This is a genomic window from Pedobacter sp. BG31, from assembly GCF_042464845.1.
Taxonomy (GTDB): Bacteria; Bacteroidota; Bacteroidia; order Sphingobacteriales; family Sphingobacteriaceae; genus Pedobacter; species Pedobacter suwonensis.
Genome location: NZ_JBHNZK010000002.1, coordinates 97,971 through 119,405, shown reverse-complemented (window position 1 = coordinate 119,405; position 21,435 = coordinate 97,971). Strand labels below are relative to the sequence as shown.

Annotated in this window: 15 protein-coding genes; 9 read left to right on the top strand and 6 right to left on the bottom strand. The window is 40.5% G+C overall.

The features are described 5' to 3' along the window. Positions 1-339: 339 nt before the first annotated feature. The 5 genes from ACFE6N_RS03755 (at position 340) to ACFE6N_RS03735 (ending at position 6,824) form a co-directional block, all read left to right on the top strand. Positions 340-699: a hypothetical protein gene (locus ACFE6N_RS03755; RefSeq protein WP_378933975.1), complete on the top strand. Its 360-nt coding sequence runs from the start codon at positions 340-342 to the stop codon at positions 697-699. Between the two features lie 93 nt (positions 700-792). Continuing rightward, positions 793-1,488, top strand: coding sequence for an ABC transporter ATP-binding protein (locus ACFE6N_RS03750; RefSeq protein ID WP_378933973.1), 696 nt, complete (start codon positions 793-795; stop codon positions 1,486-1,488). 13 nt (positions 1,489-1,501) lie between these two features. Then, positions 1,502-4,009: a TonB-dependent siderophore receptor gene (locus ACFE6N_RS03745; protein WP_378933971.1), complete on the top strand. Its 2,508-nt coding sequence runs from the start codon at positions 1,502-1,504 to the stop codon at positions 4,007-4,009. After that, a complete protein-coding gene (locus tag ACFE6N_RS03740; protein WP_378933969.1) occupies positions 4,009-5,454 on the top strand; it encodes an ABC transporter permease in 1,446 nt (481 codons plus the stop codon). Before ACFE6N_RS03745 ends, ACFE6N_RS03740 begins: the two co-directional genes overlap by 1 nt. Before the next feature lie 8 nt (positions 5,455-5,462). After that, positions 5,463-6,824, top strand: a complete 1,362-nt coding sequence (locus ACFE6N_RS03735) for a DUF3526 domain-containing protein (protein WP_378933967.1) — start codon at positions 5,463-5,465, stop codon at positions 6,822-6,824. A gap of 239 nt (positions 6,825-7,063) precedes the next feature. Here ACFE6N_RS03735 and ACFE6N_RS03730 read toward each other — a convergent pair whose 3' ends face one another. Continuing rightward, complete coding sequence (locus tag ACFE6N_RS03730; protein ID WP_145860563.1) at positions 7,064-7,531, bottom strand: Lrp/AsnC family transcriptional regulator; 468 nt, start codon at positions 7,529-7,531, stop codon at positions 7,064-7,066. A gap of 195 nt (positions 7,532-7,726) precedes the next feature. Here ACFE6N_RS03730 and ACFE6N_RS03725 point away from each other — a divergent pair, with 195 nt between their 5' ends. The 4 genes from ACFE6N_RS03725 to ACFE6N_RS03710 all read left to right on the top strand — a co-directional run bounded on the left by ACFE6N_RS03725 (position 7,727) and on the right by ACFE6N_RS03710 (position 13,077). Continuing rightward, positions 7,727-8,788, top strand: a complete 1,062-nt coding sequence (locus ACFE6N_RS03725) for a PLP-dependent cysteine synthase family protein (protein ID WP_378933964.1) — start codon at positions 7,727-7,729, stop codon at positions 8,786-8,788. A 15-nt stretch (positions 8,789-8,803) separates the two neighbouring features. Then, positions 8,804-9,253 carry a protein-disulfide reductase DsbD domain-containing protein gene (locus ACFE6N_RS03720; RefSeq protein WP_090985170.1) on the top strand — a complete coding sequence of 150 codons (450 nt, stop codon included), beginning with the start codon at positions 8,804-8,806 and terminating at the stop codon, positions 9,251-9,253. Between the two features lie 14 nt (positions 9,254-9,267). Continuing rightward, on the top strand, positions 9,268-10,917 hold the full coding sequence (locus ACFE6N_RS03715; protein WP_378933962.1) for a protein-disulfide reductase DsbD family protein: 1,650 nt from the start codon (positions 9,268-9,270) through the stop codon (positions 10,915-10,917). 453 nt (positions 10,918-11,370) lie between these two features. After that, positions 11,371-13,077 carry a GH39 family glycosyl hydrolase gene (locus ACFE6N_RS03710; RefSeq protein WP_378933960.1) on the top strand — a complete coding sequence of 569 codons (1,707 nt, stop codon included), beginning with the start codon at positions 11,371-11,373 and terminating at the stop codon, positions 13,075-13,077. 169 nt (positions 13,078-13,246) lie between these two features. Here the strand turns inward: ACFE6N_RS03710 and ACFE6N_RS03705 are convergent, their stop codons facing one another. The 5 genes from ACFE6N_RS03705 to ACFE6N_RS03685 all read right to left on the bottom strand — a co-directional run bounded on the left by ACFE6N_RS03705 (position 13,247) and on the right by ACFE6N_RS03685 (position 21,379). Continuing rightward, positions 13,247-14,440 (bottom strand): Gfo/Idh/MocA family protein, encoded by a 1,194-nt coding sequence (locus tag ACFE6N_RS03705; protein ID WP_378933958.1) that lies wholly within the window; start codon positions 14,438-14,440, stop codon positions 13,247-13,249. Positions 14,441-14,763: 323 nt separating this feature from the next. Then, positions 14,764-16,128, bottom strand: coding sequence for a DUF1080 domain-containing protein (locus tag ACFE6N_RS03700; protein WP_378933956.1), 1,365 nt, complete (start codon positions 16,126-16,128; stop codon positions 14,764-14,766). A 95-nt stretch (positions 16,129-16,223) separates the two neighbouring features. Continuing rightward, positions 16,224-17,579: a Gfo/Idh/MocA family protein gene (locus tag ACFE6N_RS03695; protein ID WP_378933954.1), complete on the bottom strand. Its 1,356-nt coding sequence runs from the start codon at positions 17,577-17,579 to the stop codon at positions 16,224-16,226. Positions 17,580-17,804: 225 nt separating this feature from the next. Beyond that, complete coding sequence (locus ACFE6N_RS03690) at positions 17,805-20,483, bottom strand: valine--tRNA ligase (protein WP_378933952.1); 2,679 nt, start codon at positions 20,481-20,483, stop codon at positions 17,805-17,807. 260 nt (positions 20,484-20,743) lie between these two features. Then, on the bottom strand, positions 20,744-21,379 hold the full coding sequence (locus ACFE6N_RS03685; protein ID WP_378933950.1) for a Uma2 family endonuclease: 636 nt from the start codon (positions 21,377-21,379) through the stop codon (positions 20,744-20,746). Positions 21,380-21,435 lie beyond the last annotated feature (56 nt).

Sequence of the window (21,435 nt, the reverse complement as noted above, 5' to 3'; positions counted from 1 at the left end):
AAAGCTAACTACATCAATGCAACATTTTTTTCGTGTCAGATGGTAACATCAGACACCACAGGTAACATCAGACACCACAGGTATGTGTCAGATGGTAACATCAGACACCACAATTAAAGACCCTGAAATAAACAATGAAGACCCTGAAATAAATTCAGGGTGACGATACTGAGTCGAAAATATACATAGCCATGGGTCGTGTCTGCATGAACCATTTTTATTTTAACGCTACCGCCATAGTTCCATTTAGCATACTAATTACAAGTATTGAAACATCAGTCTTATAACCAATCCTATTAAAAGGTTTGATTTTAATTTTTTAAATGTAACTTTGTTGCATTGAAGCATTCGAAATATAAATACCGCCGCGAAATTTTTCCCCGCATATGGGCGATATTGTTATTAGGGGTATTTCTTAATGCTACACTGATCGAAAGTCTGCATCACCACGCAGCGAAACATACCGTAAACCATACATCGCATTCAAAATACAACGCGCAAACTGTTTCGGCAAAGTTAACCTGTAAACTCTGCGAAGTGCTGAAACACCGATCGCAATTTTTCGATCGCCCTGTACCGCTGGCATTTCGTTTACCTGTAAATAAACCAGGTGTTAAACCCAGCGTTTTCCTCATAGAGCAACCTGTTGCTTATATTCTATCTTTTAGCAATAAAGGGCCGCCAAGTTTAATGGCCTAACCTCAAAATCAGGTTTACTTTATTTATCCGACAAATTTATTTTGTTTAATGTGCAGCTGTATCCGGCATGCGCCTATATTTCCTATATATTTTATGCTTCAAGCTATTTCATTATCTAAAAATTATGGAGCTTATCAGGCTCTGAACCAACTTAATTTAACCGTTAACGCCGGCGAGGTTTTTTGCCTTTTGGGCCAAAATGGTGCAGGCAAAACGACCACTATTAATTTATTTCTCGGTTTTATTGAACCAAGCGCAGGTAAAATTTTAATCGATGGCAAAGCGCTGGATGCGCATGATCACGAGCGCCGCAAACACCTTGCCTACATTCCTGAAGTGGTGATGCTTTACGGTAACCTTTCGGCCATAGAGAACCTTGATTACTTTTCAAAACTTGCAGGTTTTAATTATGAGACCAGGAGTTTGACCAATTTTCTAAATCAATGTGGTCTGCAAGAATCGGCTCACCATAAACACCTGTCCGGTTTCAGCAAGGGGATGCGCCAGAAAGTCGGTATTGCAATCGCCCTGGCTAAAAACGCGAAAATTATTTTAATGGATGAACCAACCAGTGGCTTAGATCCAAAAGCCACAGCCGAATTTACCCAATTGGTTAAACAATTGGCTGCAGAAGGCAAATCTATTTTAATGGCGACGCATGATATTTTTAATGCCGTAAATGTAGGCTCTCACATTGGCATTATGAAACAGGGCGAATTAATCCATACCCTTAAAGCAAGCGAGATTAACGCAACCGACCTGCAGGAACTATACTTACAAACCATATAATCAAATCCATTTCATGCACCCAAAACATAAGGCACTTTATGGTGCCGCTGCATTTTTTCTACTCCTCCTGCTCAATCTGGTAAGCATTCAAGCCATTGCCCAGATCAAAGTAAGCGGGAAAGTAATCAATACAGAGCGTCAAAACATTTACAAAGCCACCATTAAATTCAAAAATGGTAAAGATCAATTGAATACAATAAGCGATTCGTTGGGGAATTTCTCGCTTATTTTACCTAAAACAGCTAGTTATGCGGTTACGGTTAGTGCCATTGGTTATAGCAGTTTTAGCCGCATATATCCTATAAACCAGACAGGCAATTTAAATCTTGATGCCATTGTATTGCAAACTTTAAATGAAGAACTACAAACCGTTGAAGTTGTAGGCACCAATGGCAAGAAATATTACGGTAATTATTCCTTTTCAGCCACAAAAACGGCCACTTTAAACAAAGACATTCCACAGGCTATTTCTTCGGTTTCGAAAGAACTAATTGCCGACAGGCAGGCTGCTGTACTAGCTGATGCCATCAAAAACGTAACCAGTGTATCGCAAAGCAGTTATTACAACCAATTCTCCATCAGGGGAATCAACCAAAACGAAGAAGGTGCAATTATTAACGGCATGCGTACCCGCCAGTTTTATTTTAACCAACCATTAACCAACAACCTGGAACGTATTGAGGTGATAAAAGGTCCGGCAAGTGCTACTTTTTCGAGTGTAGACCCGGGTGGAAGTATTAACCTGGTAACTAAAAAGCCACTAACAGAAGACCGCAAGGAAGTCAGCATTTCAGCCGGAAGTTTTAGTACGATACGCGGAGCATTAGATTTTACAGGCCCCTTAAATGCGGATAAAACCTTGCTTTACCGGCTGAATCTTGGATATGAAGACAGCAAAAGTTTCAGAGACCTCCAGTACAGAAAGGGATATATGATTGCCCCTTCCTTTTCGTACATCCCGAATGATCGTACCAGTTTAAATGTAGAGGCTGTGCTGAACAACAGCAATTCGAGATTAGACCGTGGCCAGGCTATTTTTGGCGCCATTGCCGGGCAAACCGATTTAAAAAGCACCCCCATCAGTTTTAATATGGGTGCCAGCAATGATCGTTTTAATACTCAGGATCTGATGCTGATGACCAATTTCTCTCATCGCTTTAACCAGGATATTGTATTTAATGTGGCTTATATGAAGCAAAACTGGAATGAAGATCTTCTGGAACATCGTACCACCAATGCTTTTGGTGTTGATGAAAACAATCAACCGATCCCCACCCTTGCTGCTATGCGGGCAGTTCAGCGCCAGCAAAAGTGGAGTACCGATAATTTAAGTACCTATTTCAGTATAAATGCCAATACATTTCACTTAAACCATAAAATGGTTATCGGCTACGATCGGATCAATACCCAGAAACTACGTGGCGGCGGCGAAAATGCGGCACAGGGTTACCGTCTAAAAGATGGTACCATTGCCAGCAGATATGACCCGGCAAAAAAAGACCTCTATTTATTTAAAATGGTAAATGGGGTGAATGCACCTGTACCTAATGTTGAGCATTTTAACCTTGCTAACCCAAGTTATACGATCAAAAATTTAAGCGATTATATTTTTACCAAAACTGAAATCCCGCCGGCCTATAATTTAGTGAATGCGGTTTATTTTCAGGACCAGATCAGATACCGTAAACTCACTTTAACCCTGGGCCTGAGACAGGAATGGTACCAGGATTACAGCAATTACAAACTGGCAACAGAAAAGAAGATCGATCAGCAGAAGCTTTTACCAAGACTTGGGCTAACCTATGCGGTAACCGATAACATTAACCTTTATGGAACTTATTTACAGGGTTACCAACCACAGGGCAATACCACTTCACTGGTTATTGTACCGCCACCTGCAGGCACAAACTTTAAACCCCTAACCAGCGACTTAAAAGAAATCGGCGCAAAATCAGAATGGTTGAATAAAAGTTTAATGGTTAACGTTTCGGTTTTTGAAATTGACCAGAAAAACCTGTTGATGAATGCAAACGACCCGCTGGATGTGAACCGTTTAATTGAACGTGGCGCACAGCGCAGCCGAGGATTTGAGTTTGAAGCTTCAGGTTTCATCAGCCGGAACTGGCAGTTTAATGCGGGCTATAGTTACATAGATGCTATTATTATGGATGATTTCAACCCGGCTTTGATTGGTCAACGGGTGCAGAACACGCCAAGGCACAGTGCCAGTTTGTGGACACGTTATAATTTTGAAACTCAAAAATTGAAGGGCCTTGGTTTTGGTACAGGTTTACAATATAGCGGCACTAAACTTCCATTATACATCAGGGATTTTACACTACCAGCCTATACCCTTGTTGATGCCGCAGCTTATTATTCGCCGGCCGGCTCAAAGGTGCAGTTGGCCTTAAATGTAAATAACATCTTAAATAAAACCTATTGGGTAGGTGCGCAAAACTACCTGCGTCTTTTCCCGGGCACGCCAAGAAATGTAATGTTTAACGTAACCTATAGAATATAATGTCGGGTAGAATAAGCACTATCGCAAAACAAACATTTAAAGCCGCATTTAACAATAAAGCAACATTAGCCTTAACACTTTTATTGGGCTTATCACTCTGTTTGGCTACTTATGTTGGCTGGCAAAACTTTAAAATGCAAAATAACCAACGGCTCCATTATAAAGCGCTGGTAAGGGCGCAATGGTTAGCCAAACCAGATAAACACCCACACCGGATGGCGCACTATGGCTATCTCGCCTTTCGTGAAAAACATGAACTCAGTTTCTTCGATTTTGGCATAGAAAGTTTTGCAGGGGTATCTATTTTTTTAGAAGCACACAAACAGAATACCGTTAATTTTAGCGAAGCAGGTTTTACAAACGGTATGTTAAGCTTTGGAGAAATCAGTGTAGCCATGGTATTACAACTGCTGGTGCCTTTACTCATTTTCTTTTTAGGTTATAACAGTATATCGGCCGAACGTGAATCAGGCACCTTGAAAATCCTGTTGTGCCAGGACGTCAACTGGAGACAGCTTCTTTGGGGGAAAACTATGGGAATTATCGGCGTGTGTCTCTCTATATTTATTCCGCTTATCCTGCTCACCATCTTGTTATGGGCATCATTAAGTCATTGGCAAATCAGTATGGATTCAGCCTTACGTCTGTTACTTCTGGTTTTAACTTATGCCATCTATTTTTTCATCATGTCAGCCATTACGGTTTTGGTTTCTGCCTTTGCCCGCAGCTCTAAATCCGCTTTGATTACCTTGTTGGCCTGCTGGATATTTTTTATGGTGATTATGCCACGCATTACCCAGGCAGTTGGGGTAAAGACCCATCCTTCGCCGTCTAAAATAGAGTTTGCCGATGCCATTGCGACAGAAGTTCATCAGCAGGGTGATAGCCATGATCCAAATGACCCACATTACGCGGCCATTAAGGATTCGCTACTGAAAGCTTATGCCGTAGATGATGTTAAAAAACTTCCTTTTAACTATGGTGGCTATATTATGGCTGAAGGTGAAAAGATTACCTCAAAAATTTACAGTAGCCACCAGAATGAACTGAACAAAATTTTCAAAAAACAGAACAGCATGACTACAATCACGGGTTTCTTAAACCCTTATTTATCGCTGAAAAATATTTCGATGGCTTTAACCGCATCTGATTTTAATACCTACGTCGATTTTCAACAACAGGCAGAAGCTTACCGCTATCAGCTCGCTCAAAGGATGAATAAGCTCCAGATTGAGAAAATCAGCAACATTAAACCTGGGGATGAAGAAAAACCGCTAGCCATTAGCAAGTCCAACTGGGCAGAACAACCCGATTTTAACTATCGTTTTAAAACATTAGATACTGTTCTGTCAAATGAGTTACTAGCGCTGAGTGCCTTAACCTTTTGGTTATTGGTTACGGTTATTTTGCTCCATTATTCAACCAAATGGCTTAAAACGATATAGCAATACACATGAAAAAAAATAGATATCAGCTCGAATTTAAATTGTTTTTTAGGAGCAGTTCTTCCTGGATTGGCATCTTTGTGCTTCTTATAACAGGTTTTGCCGGCCTGTATTTCGGCAAAACTTTCATCGCCAGGCAAGAAGCTGTAATTGAAAAAGCGGCCATATTGCAAAAGAAAAATACCCTTAAAAATATCGGGCATTTCGGCGATGATATTGGCCTGTTATTTTTCCATAATAAGTTTACACTGGCCAACTCCCCTGATAACTGGGCGGCCTTTGCCAACGGACAGCGCGATATAAACCCCTACTTAATTTCGGTAACCATGTTGGGCCTTGAAGGCCAGCTTTATGACACCGATATCAATAATCCGGTCAGCCTGCTGTTGGGCAACATGGATCTTAGTTTCGTATTTATCTTTTTGTTTCCGTTGGTTATTATTGCCTTCACCTACAACCTCCTTTCAGAACAAAAAGAAAGTGGGATATGGTCGCTTTTAAGGGCACAAACCAACCAATCTTTCCAGGTTATCTGGCAAAAATTTTTAGTTAGGGTAGCAGTGATTTTTAGCGTTGCACTATTGCTGTTATTGGCAGCGATGTTTTACCTGGCATTGCCACAAGACGTAACTTTCCTTTCGGTTACCGTACTTATTTTACTTTATCTGAGCTTTTGGTTTGCTGTTTCCTTTTTCTTCATCTCTTTAGGTAAGTCTTCAAATTTTAATGCCTCAGCGCTGATAGCCATGTGGGTACTGCTCTGCATCGTTATTCCGGCATCATTTAATCTTTTTCTAACGCGAAAATACCCGGTACCTGAGGCCTTGCAAAATGTAATTAACCAACGCGAAGGCTATCATGAAAAATGGGATATGGCTAAAGACGTAACCATGAAACCCTTTTTTAAACATTATCCCCAATTGAAGAAATATCCGTTTCCTGAAAAGAAAACCTTTAGCTGGTATTGGTATTATGCCATGCAGCAAATGGGTGATGACCAGGCATTGGCAAGCAGGCTGGCCATCGAAAAGAAATTGGCCAGCAGGCAGGATTTTACAGATATTTTTGCCTTTTTCCTGCCTACCATACAAACGCAGCTTGGATTAAATAAAATGGCAGGATCAGATCTTGCTACACATCTTGAATTTCAACAGGCTGTCAGAAAATACCACGAGCAGATCCGCTTGCATTTTTATCCGGCAATCTTCCTTAATCGAGATGTTAACGATACCTATATTAAAAATTATAAACTGGAAAAATATAACCGTCAACAGATTCCGCATGTATGGATTAATATGCTTTCGGTATCATTGCTCACCATGGTTATGATTGGCGCAACAGCTTTAAATTTGAAAAGATTCAATAGTTAATAATTCGTCATTGCTGAGAAGGCGTTTTCAATCTACGAAGCAATCTTTATAGCAAGGATGGCTAGCAGGAAAGATTGCTTCGTCGTTCCTCCTCGCAATGACGTTTCTCTCCAAGATTGGTCACCTCCAAACAAATGCCTAAAAATGAACCAATGACTAATGTCCAATTAACCAATGACCAATAAACTATTGACAAATGAACCAATGACAAATAACCTAAGAAACCAATTAACCCACTACTACAATGGATAAGCAGTTTCACTTTTTGGTTCGGAAAGTACAAAGTAGCTCTGAACAGTTGTAATATTGGGCAGTGTAGCCAGTTTATTCCGTAAAAATTCGTGATAGGCATCCATATCTTTAGTAGCAATACGGAGAATAAAATCATGCGCCCCCGTCATTTGCAGGCATTCCATTACTTCTCCAAACTTAGACACCTCGGTTTCAAATTCGATCAGGGTTTTGGCGGTATGTTCTTTCAGCAGTACGTGAGAGAAAGCAATCAGGTTTCTATTGATCTTTTTCCGGTCAAGAATCGCCACTACTCTTTTAATATAACCCTGCTCCTTTAATCTCCTTATACGTTCGTGTATGGTTGCTATCGATTTATGCAGCTTCAAAGAGATTTCTTTATGGGTTAAGGCGGCATCATGCTGCAACAATTTTAATATTTCGATGTCAACCTGATCTAAATCGCCCTGTACCATATACGCTGATGAATGAAAAAAAATATAACAGACCTTAAAAAAAATAGCCTAAACTGAAATAAAAATTAAATAAAGATAAAAATAGCAAAAAATTTCCGAAAAAATCGACTTGTATTGATCCAAATCAGAATAATACAGAGTTTTACCGAAATTTAATTAGTTAAAAATTTACTTTAATTGATTTAAAAAATCTCCATGAAAGCATTAACCGCTAATGAATTAACAATTTCCAATATGGGAAAATTTGAACATTTATCACTTCTGGTTGGTAACACCCCAATGCTGGAGCTTACTTATACGTATCGTGGAAGTTTGGGCAAAATTTACGTTAAATGTGAACACTATAACCTAACCGGCAGTATTAAAGACAGGATGGCGCTTTATACCCTCAAAAAAGCTTATGCTGAAGGTAAAATTAAAGCCGGCGACCGGATAGTTGAAGCGACGAGCGGTAATACCGGAATTGCATTTGCAGCAATAGGTAAAGCTTTAGGCCACCCGGTAACCATCATTATGCCCAATTGGCTGAGCAAAGAGCGCATGGATATTATTAAAAGTTTAGGTGCTGAAATTATTTTGGTGAGCAAAGAAGAAGGCGGATTTATCGGAAGCATTAAACTTGCAGAAGAAATGGCCACAAAAGACCCAAATATCTTTTTACCAAAACAGTTTGAAAATATTGCTAATCCGGAAGCACACGAACAGACCACTGGGAAGGAAATCTGGGGGCAACTGCAATTAAAAAATATATCGCCCGATGCTTTTGTTGCCGGCGTAGGCACAGGAGGAACCATTATGGGGGTTGGCAGTTTTTTAAGAAAGCAAAATGCCGGTATTAAAATACATCCGCTTGAGCCTGCAGAATCACCAACTTTAACTACAGGTTATAAGGTAGGCAGCCACAGAATCCAGGGCATTTCTGATGAGTTTATTCCTGAAATCGTTAAACTTAATGAACTGGACGAAGTGGTGCAGGTAAACGATGGCGATGCCATACTCATGGCGCAAAAACTGGCAGAAAAACTTGGTTTAGCTGTAGGTATATCATCAGGGGCCAATGTGATAGGTGCCATCAAACAACAGCAAAAAATGGGAACTGACAGTTGTGTAGTCACCATTTTTTCTGATAGCAACAAGAAATATTTAAGTACCGATTTAATGAAGCAGGAACCAGTTAAGGCTGGATACATTACCCCTGAAGTAGATTTTCTGGATTACCAGGCCTTTAGCAGATTACAAAACCACCATAACCAATAATTTAATAACCACAACATGAAAAAAATCACCTTTTTGTTATGTGCTGTATGCCTGATTAACCTTGGCGCATATAGCCAGATCTTAAAGCCCGTAACCTGGAGTTACGCTGCAAAAAAAACCGGCCCAAATACCGCTACTGTTTTTATTAAAGCTACTATAGATCAGGGCTGGCACCTCTACTCGCAATTTGTTAAAGATGGTGGTCCTGTTAAAACAACCTTTACCTTTCCAACAGCTGCTGCTTACACATTGATTGGCAAAACGATCGAGCCAAAAGCAATAACCAAGTTCGAACCTACTTTCAAAATGGAGGTGAGCTACTTCGAAAAATCTGTCGTTTTTCAACAAAAAGTAAAGCTGAAAGGTAAAACGGCAACCATTAAAGGTAATGTAGAATTTATGGTATGCGACGATAAACAATGTTTGCCGCCAGAACAGGTTGATTTTAGTATTCCTGTAAAATAAGCGTAAACAAGCATATGACATCCTTAAAAAAAATCTGTCTTGGATTGCTGTTCTGTGGTGCCTTATCCTTAAACGGATATGCACAAGACAGCTCCGGTACCGATGATCTTACCTTTACAGAGATTAAACCTGAGACGCCTGACAGTATCATCAAAGCAACTGATACAGTTGTTAAAACAGCACCAGCGGCGCAAAACAAGGCTGATCAAACTGTTGCACCATCCAAAGAAGAACACAAAACTTTATGGGGTATTTTTATTGCGGGCTTTGTTGGCGGTTTAGCCGCCCTGTTGATGCCTTGCATTTTCCCTATGCTGCCGCTTACGGTAAGTTTTTTCACTAAAGGTTCAGAAAAAGGAAAGGCCTTTCAACGCGCGGCGTTATACGGCTTTTTTATTATTCTCATTTATGTGGTACTCGGACTTTTGGTTACCGTAATTTTTGGTGCAGATGCCTTAAACAGTTTATCTACCAATGGGATATTCAACTTCTTTTTCTTCTTATTGCTTGTTGCTTTCGCAGCTTCGTTTTTAGGTGCATTCGAAATTACCCTACCCTCTTCATGGGTAAATAAAATGGATGCCAATTCTGATAAAGGAGGCGTAGCAGGCTTATTTTTTATGGCCGGAACGCTGGCCCTGGTATCCTTCTCGTGTACTGGTCCAATTATTGGCACTTTATTGGTACAGGCCGCAACAACCGGCGCCTTATTAGGCCCGGCCGTAGGTATGTTTGGCTTTTCCTTAGCCCTGGCCATCCCTTTTGCCCTGTTCGCCTTATTTCCGTCTGCAATGAACAAGCTGCCAAAATCTGGTGGTTGGTTAAACAGTGTTAAAGTTGTGCTTGGCTTTCTTGAACTTGCATTTGCTTTAAAATTTCTAAGTAATGTAGACCTGGCCTACCATTGGGAATGGTTTGACCGCGAAATATTTTTAAGCCTTTGGATCGTTATTTTTGGGATGATGGGCATCTATCTTCTGGGTAAGCTAAAGTTTTCGCATGATAGCCCATTGGCATTTATCTCCGTACCGAGGCTTTTTCTGGCTACCATAGTATTGGCTTTTACCATTTACCTGATCCCGGGCATGTGGGGCGCACCGTTAAAGAGCATTTCTGCTTTTCTTCCACCGCAGGAAACCCAGGACTTTGATCTGTATACCGCCAGTTTATTAGGCGGAAAACAAACTACAACAAATGATGGTCCGCATAAATATGCAGACAAATTCCATGCACCTTTAAAGCTGAATGTTTATTTCGATTATGATGAAGGTATGGCCGCAGCAAAAAAGCTGAACAAACCTGTGATGATCGATTTTACCGGCCATGCCTGTGTAAACTGCAGAAAAATGGAAGCCAACGTTTGGCCCGACAAGGATGTATACAAAATGCTAAGCAATGATTATGTATTGATCCAGTTATACGTAGATGATAAAACGGAGTTGGCTCCTGCTGATGTAGCAGTTACACCCGAAGGGAAAAAACTTACCACCATTGGTAAAAAATGGAGCGACTTGCAAGCCAGGAAATTCCAATCCAATTCACAGCCGTTTTATGTACTGCTCGATCCAAAAACAGAATCCCTATTGGCACCGCCGCAAGGTGCTGATTATGAAATAGCTAATTATAAAAAATTCTTACTCAGTGGTTTAAACGCTTTCCACTAAACAGATAGAAATAAAAGTGTTGAATTTAATTTTAGTTAATGATGTAAAAGGACAGTACCGGATGGTCTGTCCTTTTTTTTAATTTAGGCTTTTGAACTGAGCCATGACTACTTTTACAGGAACTGTCAGTAGAGTTAAGCGCAGCGTCTGTACGGATTTAGTGATAAGATTAAGTCCCAAACTCAACTCATAAAAACCAGTCAGAGACTCTTTTCCATTAAAAGTCCAAAAAGCCTGAGCTATTCGTAGAGTTAAGCGCAGCGTCTCTACGGATTTAGTGATAAGATTGAGTTTCAAACTCAACTGATAACAACGAGTCAGAGACTCTTTTCCATTAAAAGCCCAAAAAGCCATATTGAAATTAACGGAGAGATTTTGGAAGAACGATTATCGATTATTTGAATTTGTTAGCGGGCAGCCTGATGAATATCATTTTTTTTATTTACTTTAAACGTGGAAGTTACAGTCTCAAACAAACGCCATAAATACCATATGTACCTCTTAAAAAAAGCTTGCTTTTTCATCGGTTTGGCCGTTTCCACCTATACCGCAAACGCTCAGTCAAAAGCTAATATTCAGGTTAATTTCGATAAGAACATAGCACCTATGCAACCCATATGGGCCTGGTTTGGTTACGATGAACCAAATTATACCTATATGAAAGACGGCCGGAAATTGCTCACCGAAATCTCGAAATTAAGCCCGGTTCCCGTGTATGTACGTACCCATAATCTGCTCACATCCGGAGATGGCACTCCTGCTTTAAAATGGGGATCTACCAATGCTTACACCGAAGATTTGCAAGGTAATCCGGTTTATAACTGGAAAATTGTCGATCAGATTTTCGATACTTACGTAAAAAGTGGTATGAAACCTTTGGCGCAGATTGGTTTTATGCCTGAGGCCTTGTCTATCAAACCTTTTCCTTACCAGCATAAATGGAAACCTGGCGCACGTTACGACGAAATTTTAACAGGTTGGGCCTACCCCCCAAAAGATTATAAAAAATGGGGCAACCTGGTATATGAATGGGTTAAACATTGTGTAGAACGTTACGGCAAGGCAGAGGTAGAAAGCTGGTATTGGGAAGTATGGAATGAACCCGATGGCGCCTATTGGAAAGGTACACAGGCTGAATTCTTTAAACTTTATGATTATGCTGCCGATGGGCTGAAAAGGGCTTTACCCACTGCAAAAATTGGCGGCGCCAATGTAACCGGTGGCGGCACCAGGTTTTTAGACGCTTTTATCAAACATTGCTTAACCGATACCAATTATGTAACCGGTAAAATCGGTTCACCTTTAGATGCTGTATTGTTTCATGCTAAAGGATCACCCCGCGTAGTTGATGGAACTGTTGTAATGAATGTAAGGGCGCAGCTCCGTAATATCGATGCCAATTATAAGATCATCCGTAAATATCCTCAACTTAAAAATATACCTGTTATTATTGGCGAATCTGATCCCGAAGGTTGTGCCGCCTGTGGTATGAATACCAATCCAGAGAATGCCTACCGCAATGGCACCATGTATTCGAGTTATACTGCAGCTTCTTTTGCCAGGCTTTATGAACTTACAGACAAATATAACATCAACCTATTGGGCGCTGTTACCTGGTCGTTCGAATTTGAAAACCAGCCCTGGTTTGCGGGCTTTCGGGATCTAGCAACCAACGGCGTAGATAAACCTGTATTAAATGTGTTCAGGATGTTTGGCCAGATGAAAGGAAACCGTGTGGAGACCATAAGCAATCGGATGTACAATTTAAATTCCATCCTCGATTCGAGCATCAGAAAAACGCAGACAGATATTGGGGCTTTAGCCACCAAAGCAGATAGAACAGCTGCTGTTATCATTTGGAATTACCATGACGAAGATAAAACTGGAACGAAAGAAGCTGTTTCCATCACGTTAAATCAACTGCCTGCAAAAACAGTAAACATCACTCAATATCTTATCGATACTAATAATAGCAATGCTTATACCGAATGGAAAAAAATGGGTTCGCCACAACATCCGGATGCAAAACAGATTGCAACATTGGAAAAATCCGGTCAGCTTAAAATGATGGGTAAACCCACCGAATTCAATACAGGCAACGGTCCATTTGAGATGGAATTGGCGAGACAGGGAGTAGCCTTTTTAAAGTTGGAATGGTAGATCGCCCTGTGTTAATCAAATCCCGTGGTCTGTGGCTCACAGACCATTTCCATCTATCGGTTCGATATTTAATCTGCGTCATTAAATGAGCATGAAATAATAGTTGACGCTCGCCGGTGCGGCAACAGTCAATACAAAAGATTCTTCAGTTCGTTGAGAATGACCTGATTTACAGGCTATATTCTTTCTTCCAAACCTGCTTATTACCACTGTAAATCGCTTCGTTGCACATGGCCACACATATAGCTGCCTGGGTTCCGGTATTGATGTTTGATGCAGGCTCTGTTTTTGAAGTGATCGACTTATAAAATTCATCAAGTGCATAGTTTGTACCATCTATGGTGGGCTTATCCAAAATCGGGATTCCGCCGTCTTTATTAACCACAATTTTGGTTGCTCCGGTTACGCCATCAACAATACCCAACTCTTTTTTGGTACGCGCTTCGGGGTAAAATAAGCCGGTATTGGTCAGCAGAGAAACCGAACCATTCGTACCTTTTATTTTAAACAGGTAACCATCATGCGCATTGCCACAAGTAGCCCCAAAGTTACCAATCATACCTTTCTCATCATACCTCAGTATGGCCTGAATGTTATCATAAGTTTCGCGGCCATCTTTAAAAACATCTATTCCTCCCGAGCCCATAATTTCACCAGGCTGGGTTTCGAAAGCCCAATTAATAAAATCGATCTGGTGAGAAAGCAGCTCAGCAGCCAAACCGCCGGAATACTCCTTATACATTCTCCAATTGATTTTTCGTTCTAAAGCCGGATCCGGAACAGCCCTGCGCCAATTCCCATTACGGTCCCAACGACAATCAATCTGGCTAACCTTACCTAAATAACCACTCTGGATCATCTCTTTTACCTTGAAATATAATGGCGAATAACGGTACTGATAACCCACCTGAAAAACCTGATTAGGATGTTTTTTAACCAGTTTCTTAAGTTCGAGTGCCTGGGCAATGTTATAAGTCATGGTTTTTTCCACATACACATGTTTGCCGGCCAGCACTGCATCTTTTGCAATTCTAAAATGTTCGCTTAAAGGTGTGGCAATAAAAACTGCGTCGATTGTTTTATCATCTAAAACTTTGCGGTAATCTTTTATCGCCCTCGCTTCAGCAGGAACATATTTTTCAGTTTCCTTTAGCCTAAAACCGAGCAGATCGCAATAGGCTTTAATTTTATACTTTGCAGACATAGACTTAATGACCGACAAAACCCCTTTGCCACGATCTCCACAACCGATCATGGCCACATTAACAACCTCATCAGCGGCTAAACTGGCGAAACCCTCATGGCCTAAAAGTAAACCAGAACCTACTAAAGCTGATGTTTTAACAAAAGATCGACGATGCATGATATCTTAATATTTTATTCTTTTAATGTTGATTTGAAGCGCTAACTGCTGCTGCTATTAAAGGTAGTCCCGCCAATGCTGCAATCTATTTGTTCAAGGTAGCTGCTGTATGGCCGAACATGCAACAAAAAGTATTTCCGCGTATGTCGGGGCTAATTACCATCCGTCAGTGCTCATAGGTTTGTTTCAAGGCACAAACGTTAATGATAAACCCGACCCGAGCTTTCGGATGAGCTAAATAGCCCACAGCGTAGCGAGGACTATAAGTGAAAGCGGGACTGCAGGCCGCCATACTGAACCAATGCCCGTTGTCAGATCAAAACTTATATTTTTTTGATCTTAATCGTTCTGAAATCTACTTTGTTACCATGATCCTGCAGTAGGATATGCCCTTTTGGCGCTTCACCAAAATTTTTCCAGTTTTTATACTTACTCATAGCAACGAGTTTTTTAAACTCTGCTGAACCACGGGTATATTCCAGCACTTTTACGCCATTCAAATAATGCTCGACGCGGTTATCCGGATAAACCACTACACGTCCATTGTTCCAGCTGCCGATTGGGCGCAGGTAACGGGCTTCTTTTTTCGAAGTGATCAAATCGTATAAAGAGGCCAAAGTACGGTTTCCATCTCTGCCCAATTTAGCGTCAGGATGTAATTCATCATCCAAAACCTGGTACTCCAAACCAATGGCCGAACCCGAATTGTTTTCACTTAAAGTAACAAAATATTTCACACCGCTATTGGCTCCCGGCGTCAGCTTAAACTCAAATGATAAATCAAAAGCAGCATATTCATCCTTCGTTACAATATCTCCTCCATTAGTCGATTCTGCACCTCCTGAAGGTTCAACACTGATGATACCATCCGCAATCTTCCATCCTTTGGCAGGGAAAGCAGTTTTATAGGCACCAACCCAGCCTGCATTGCTTTTACCATCAAATAACAATTTATAACCTTCCGATTTTTCGTAAACAGATAAGGCATTCGGCGTTAAGTTAACGGTGTAAATACCTTTTGGAAAAGCTTTGGCTTTCAGGCCTTCAGTTTGGATATTGATATTTTTAAAATAAACTTTCTTGCCATCGTTATCCAGGTTATTGCCAATACCATGAACCTGTAAGCCAATAAAGCCAGATTGGTCCAAAGTATCAATCACATAGGCAACAGGCGTTCCGTTTACCCAGGTTTTGGTTTCATTACCGATACATTCTATTCTGTAATGGTTAAATTCATTCTTTTTATACAATGGTTTGGCCGATGGGTTAAGTTCTAAAGGATAAAGCCACAACCTTCTGGCTTCATCATAAATTCCTCCCGTCCACGCCCGCGGTGAAGGGTCTATTTCTACCTGCCTGCCAAAAACCAACCCTTTACCGCCGTTCCCCTCGGGTTTAATATGGCTACGGGTTTGCACACCCGAGTTGGTCGTTTCGCCTTCCAGCTTCACATCCAGTTCTAAAATGAAATCGCCGTATTCTTTTTCGGTAATCAAAAATGAGTTGGGTGTACCTTTGGTCATCGTTCCCACAATCATTCCATCTTCAACCTTATATGGAGCAGCACCTGCAACGGCTTTCCAACCGGTAAGCGTTTTACCATCAAACAATGGTTTTGCTTTTTGGGCGGCTGCTGATAAACTGATTAGCGAAAACGCCAGAATACTATATTTTTTAAAATTTAACATGATAGGTTTTTCTTGCCGTCATTGCGGGTAAGAATGACGAAGCGATCTTTTTGCAAAATAGATGGCTTGTACCTCGCAATGACGATATTTTTATTTTAATACTTAAATACTTTTCCGTTCGCCATTACTTCCTGTTTTCCTTCATCGAAAATGGCTTTTGCACCTGTGTGTACCGCAGCATTGGTCATGATATTGGCAATAGAATGCGAATAACCTGCTTCCACAGGCGCATTTGGTGTTTTACGGCTGCGCACACATTCCATCCAGTTGCGCATATGGCCAGAGGTTAAGCTATCACCACCCATATTGGCACCGGTTGCAGCTTTAATTTCGGTTTTACTTAAATCAAATTCAGGCAAAAGATTGGCTTTCATTCCCATAGCAGCTGCTTCTTTTTCCCTTAAACCACCTTTTGGCGAAACTTTATTGGTTATCAGGTTGAGTTCACCACCATTTGAGTAATAAACTTCACCCACGTCGCCAACGCTATTCTGCATCCTGGAAGTAAAAGTAACCTGGAAACCATCGGTAGTATCCGGCTGACCGTAATCAAATACAGCTACCATCGAATCCCAGTTCCTCCTGCCGTCTTTCCAGGTGTAAATGCCTCCGTTTGCTACTACGCTACGCGGGTGTTTTAAATTGGTAAACCAATGCACGGTATCAATCTGATGGCTCATCCATTGCCCGGGCATTCCCGATGAATAAGGCCAGAATAAACGATATTCCAGGTATTTTCTTGGATCAAAAGCTTCCTTTGGCCGATTAAGCAAGAATCTTTTCCAATCAATATCTTCTTCCTTTAACTTAGCCACCAAATCCGGTCTGCGCCATCTGCCGGGCTGGTTTACATTCCATACCAGATCTACTGCAGTGATCGGTCCAAATTTTCCATCCTGTATAAATTTTGCCGCATTGATATAATTCTCACCGCTCCTTCTTTGGGAACCAATCTGTACAATCTGCTTGCTGGCTTTAACCGCTTTAAATGCAGCTTTAGCATCATCCATCGTCTCGGCAAACGGCTTTTCTACATAAGCATCGCAACTGGCTTTTACCGCCTCGATGGTGTGGAGCGCATGTTGGAAATCGGCTGTACTGATAATTACGGCATCCAGATCTTTTGTGGCATAAAGCTCATCATTGTTACGGCAGGCTTTAATATCATGGCCGAATTTTTCTTTTAAATGGGCAATTCCTAAATCCCTTCGGTAGTTCCAAAGATCGGAAAGACCTACAATATCGAAGTTAAGTTCTTTATTATGGTTCAGAAAGCAAGGCAGAAGCGTATCTTTAAAACGATCAGAAAATCCAACAACACCAACTCGTACCCGATCATTTGCGCCAATAATACGGCCATAACTTTTAGCACTCATACCCATGGTACCCGCATAGGTTGCTGCAGCAAATATTGCTGATTGTTTTATAAACTTTCTTCTGGAATTTTCCATAGAATATAACGGTTTAATAAGGTTAGAAGATTGCAAGTTAAACGATTTAATGCACGTTTAACAGCATCCAAATTAGCGTTTATAGTTTAATATAATGCTACGCTTAGGTAACAATTTAGAAAGGAAGGTACTAAGAGGATGTATGATGGGAAATGAAAGGAAAAAGAAAATTCCTTTTTAAGACCTATAAGGTTTTGAAAACCTTATAGGTCTGAGAAGTTGTAACTAGCCTAAAACCGCTAAACTTTCTTCAATAATTTTGATTTTTGCCTCAGCATCGGCTTTTTTATTTCGCTCGTTGGCAATAATTTCAGGTTTCGCATTCTGCACGAAACGCTCATTGCTCAATTTGGCATCAACCGATTTTAAGAAACCCTGAAGATAAACCAAATCAGCATTTAAGCGTTGGCGCTCAGCCTCAACATCAACATTTTCGGTCAGTGGAATAAAGAATTCATCTTTACCGGCCATAAACGCTGTTGCACCAACAATTTTATCATTTACAATCTCCGCTTCTGAAACATTGGCCAATTTGAAAACAATGTTTAACCATTTTTCATAATCAAGCTCAGAATTTATTTTGATATTTAAAGGCAAGGCTTCTTTAGGAGAAATCTGTTTTTGATTCCTTACGTTTCTAATTTCGGCCACAACCGTTTTAATTACCTCTGCATCTTTTAATAACCGCTCATCAAAAGCCCCCCCTTTCGGGAACTCAGCCACAATACAGCAGTCCATTTCTGCACGATCACCAAACAAATCATCATGCCATAATTCCTCAGTAATGAAAGGCATATTCGGATGCAATAACTTGATGATATTTTCAAAAAAGGCAATCGTAGCTTTGTAACTCTCCGCATCAATCGGCTGTTGGTAAGCCGGCTTAACCATTTCCAAATACCAGGCACAGAAATCATCCCAAACTAACTTATAAGTAATGGTTAGTGCTTCAGATAGTCGGTATTGTTTAAAATTGGCTTCAATTTCTACCAATGCCTCATTAAAACGGTTTTCAAACCAGGATATAGCCTGCGTATTTGGGTTTACCAGGTTTTCATTAACTTCCCATCCTTTTACCAAACGGAAAGCATTCCAGATTTTACTGGCAAAATTACGGCCCTGCTCACAATAACTTTCATCGAACATCAAATCGTTACCGGCAGGTGATGACATCAACATCCCAACACGAACCGCATCGGCACCATATTTTTCAATCAATCCGATCGGATCTGGTGAGTTACCCAACGATTTAGACATTTTACGGCCTAATTTATCGCGTACAATACCGGTTAAGTATACATTTGTAAACGGCTTTTTGCCCATGAACTCATGTCCGGCCATAATCATACGGGCCACCCAGAAGAATAAAATTTCAGGTGCCGTAACCAGATCATTGGTTGGGTAATAATAATTGATATCTTTATTTTCCGGGTTTTTAAAGCCATCGAAAACAGAAATTGGCCACAACCATGACGAGAACCAGGTATCCATCACATCATCATCCTGCCTTAAAAATGGTGCTAACTGATGTTTGAATCCAGCTTTTTCCTCGTCTGAACAATTTTCATCCAGATGTTTTTTCTTCCAGAATTCCTCTAAAGCTTCATCTTTGGTTTTGGCAACTACCCAGTTTCCTTTATCATCATACCAGGCCGGAATTCTTTGTCCCCACCACAGCTGACGGCTGATGTTCCAGTCGCGCACATTCTCCATCCAGTGACGGTAGGTGTTTTCAAATTTATTCGGAATCAGGTTTACTTCACCGTTCAAAACATCATCCAATGCCGGCTGAGCCATTTCTTTCATCTTCACGAACCATTGCATCGACAGCTTCGGTTCGATAGCGGCATCTGTACGTTCAGAAAAACCTACCTGTGATTTATAATCTTCTACCTTTTCTAAATGACCGGCCTCTTCCAACATTTTGGCAATTTTTTTACGGGCAACAAACCTGTCTTCACCTACTAAAATTACCGCCAGTTCGTTTAAGGTACCATCGTCATTTAAAATATCGGTAACCGGTAAGTTGTGCTTAACACCCAGTTCGTAATCGTTCAGATCGTGCGCTGGTGTTACTTTTAAACAACCCGTTCCAAATTCAATATCTACATATTCGTCTTCAATAACGGGAATTTCGTGGTTAACCAAAGGCACAAAAACCTTTTTGCCTTTTAAATGTGCAAAACGTTCATCATTTGGGTTGATACAGATGGCTGCATCGGCCATAATGGTTTCCGGACGCGTTGTAGCAACAGTTAAATATTCAGGCTCATCCTGATTCTTGCTGCTTGATACCTGATATTTAATGTAATATAATTTCTGGTTTACTTCTTTACGGATTACTTCTTCGTCAGAAACTGCGGTTTTACCAGCCGGGTCCCAATTTACCATACGGATTCCGCGATAAATCCAGCCTTTTTTATACAGGTGGATAAATGAATCGATAACCGCTTCAGAAAGATCCTCCTCCATGGTAAAACGGGTACGGTCCCAATCGCAGCTTGCCCCTAGTTTCTTTAACTGATCTAAAATAATACCACCATACTTCTCTTTCCATTCCCAGGCATATTTCAAAAATTCTTCGCGGGAAAGATCTTTTTTATCAATTCCCTGCTCCTTTAACATGGCTACCACTTTTGCTTCAGTAGCGATAGAGGCATGATCGGTTCCGGGTACCCAGCAGGCATTTTTGCCCTGCATACGGGCTTTACGGATCAATACATCCTGAATGGTATTATTGAGCATGTGCCCCATGTGCAGTACACCAGTGACATTTGGCGGCGGAATGACGATGGTGTAAGGTTCGCGCTCATCAGGTTCTGAGTGGAAAAACTTTTTAGATAGCCAATAGCTATACCATTTATCTTCTGTTTCTGCAGGATTGTACTTGGTGGAAATGCTCATGAAAATTGTTATAAAAGCCAAAAATAGCTAATTAAGCGCAAAGCTGAAAGACTAAAGCGGAGAAAGCCGAAAGACTAAGACAGATGAAGCATGGATCTGTTTATTTGGCAGATATGAGTATGAGTTTTTAGCAAGCATGTAAAGCATTTTATTTATCCTCACTTTGTTCTATAATCCTGACGTGAAGTTGGGCTACACATTAATCAGTTTTCAAAAATTAGTCTATACAAAACGAGACTGATCATGGTTTCATAGAATCCTTAATCTATATCTTCAAAAACATCATCCAATGCCAGTTCAAAACCTGGCAATACAGTTGACGTAATTTTTTCACTTAGCGTAAATATTTTAGAGGGCTGAAATTTACCCATTTCATCCAGGGTATAAATCAAAATACTTTTATCACCCTGGCTCACTACCCAATATTCTTTAACGCCAAATTCTTCGTAAACGCGATATTTATGAAGCAATTCAGTTTTGGTATTTCCTGGCGATAAAACCTCGACAACTATATCGGGTGCGCCAATACAGCCACGGGCATCAATTTTGCTCCTATCGCAAATCACACAAATGTCTGGCTGTAAAACGGTAAATACAGCTTTATCATTATGACCTTCCTTTGGAAAACGAACATCAAATGGCGAGATGTAAACTTTACAAGATTGCTTTTCTAAAAAATTTCCCAGCTTGAGAAATATGTTACCAACAATTTCCTGATGAACGCTTGATGGTTCAGGACTCATCTTAAAGATTTTACCTTTAATCAGTTCTACCCTTTCAGGAAAAAGCCAGTTTAAATAGCTGGCATAGCTGTAAGTTAGTGATGCATCAAGTTCATTGAACTGCTTAACAGGCTCATCATCGTTTAAAACAGGATATGGAACAGGTTCAGACATAACCAAATATACTAATTTTTATAGCAATTTGATTTTATATTTTTAAACATATCTTA

Bases quoted from the DNA above. Each gene is read 5' to 3' on its own strand.
- ACFE6N_RS03750 (WP_378933973.1), top strand. From the start codon at position 793: ATGCTTCAAGCTATTTCATTATCTAAAAATTATGGAGCTTATCAGGCT.
- ACFE6N_RS03745 (WP_378933971.1), top strand. From the start codon at position 1,502: ATGCACCCAAAACATAAGGCACTTTATGGTGCCGCTGCATTTTTTCTA.
- ACFE6N_RS03740 (WP_378933969.1), top strand. From the start codon at position 4,009: ATGTCGGGTAGAATAAGCACTATCGCAAAACAAACATTTAAAGCCGCA.
- ACFE6N_RS03735 (WP_378933967.1), top strand. From the start codon at position 5,463: ATGAAAAAAAATAGATATCAGCTCGAATTTAAATTGTTTTTTAGGAGC.
- ACFE6N_RS03730 (WP_145860563.1), bottom strand. From the start codon at position 7,531: ATGGTACAGGGCGATTTAGATCAGGTTGACATCGAAATATTAAAATTG.
- ACFE6N_RS03725 (WP_378933964.1), top strand. From the start codon at position 7,727: ATGAAAGCATTAACCGCTAATGAATTAACAATTTCCAATATGGGAAAA.
- ACFE6N_RS03720 (WP_090985170.1), top strand. From the start codon at position 8,804: ATGAAAAAAATCACCTTTTTGTTATGTGCTGTATGCCTGATTAACCTT.
- ACFE6N_RS03715 (WP_378933962.1), top strand. From the start codon at position 9,268: ATGACATCCTTAAAAAAAATCTGTCTTGGATTGCTGTTCTGTGGTGCC.
- ACFE6N_RS03705 (WP_378933958.1), bottom strand. From the start codon at position 14,440: ATGCATCGTCGATCTTTTGTTAAAACATCAGCTTTAGTAGGTTCTGGT.
- ACFE6N_RS03700 (WP_378933956.1), bottom strand. From the start codon at position 16,128: ATGTTAAATTTTAAAAAATATAGTATTCTGGCGTTTTCGCTAATCAGT.
- ACFE6N_RS03695 (WP_378933954.1), bottom strand. From the start codon at position 17,579: ATGGAAAATTCCAGAAGAAAGTTTATAAAACAATCAGCAATATTTGCT.
- ACFE6N_RS03690 (WP_378933952.1), bottom strand. From the start codon at position 20,483: ATGAGCATTTCCACCAAGTACAATCCTGCAGAAACAGAAGATAAATGG.
- ACFE6N_RS03685 (WP_378933950.1), bottom strand. From the start codon at position 21,379: ATGTCTGAACCTGTTCCATATCCTGTTTTAAACGATGATGAGCCTGTT.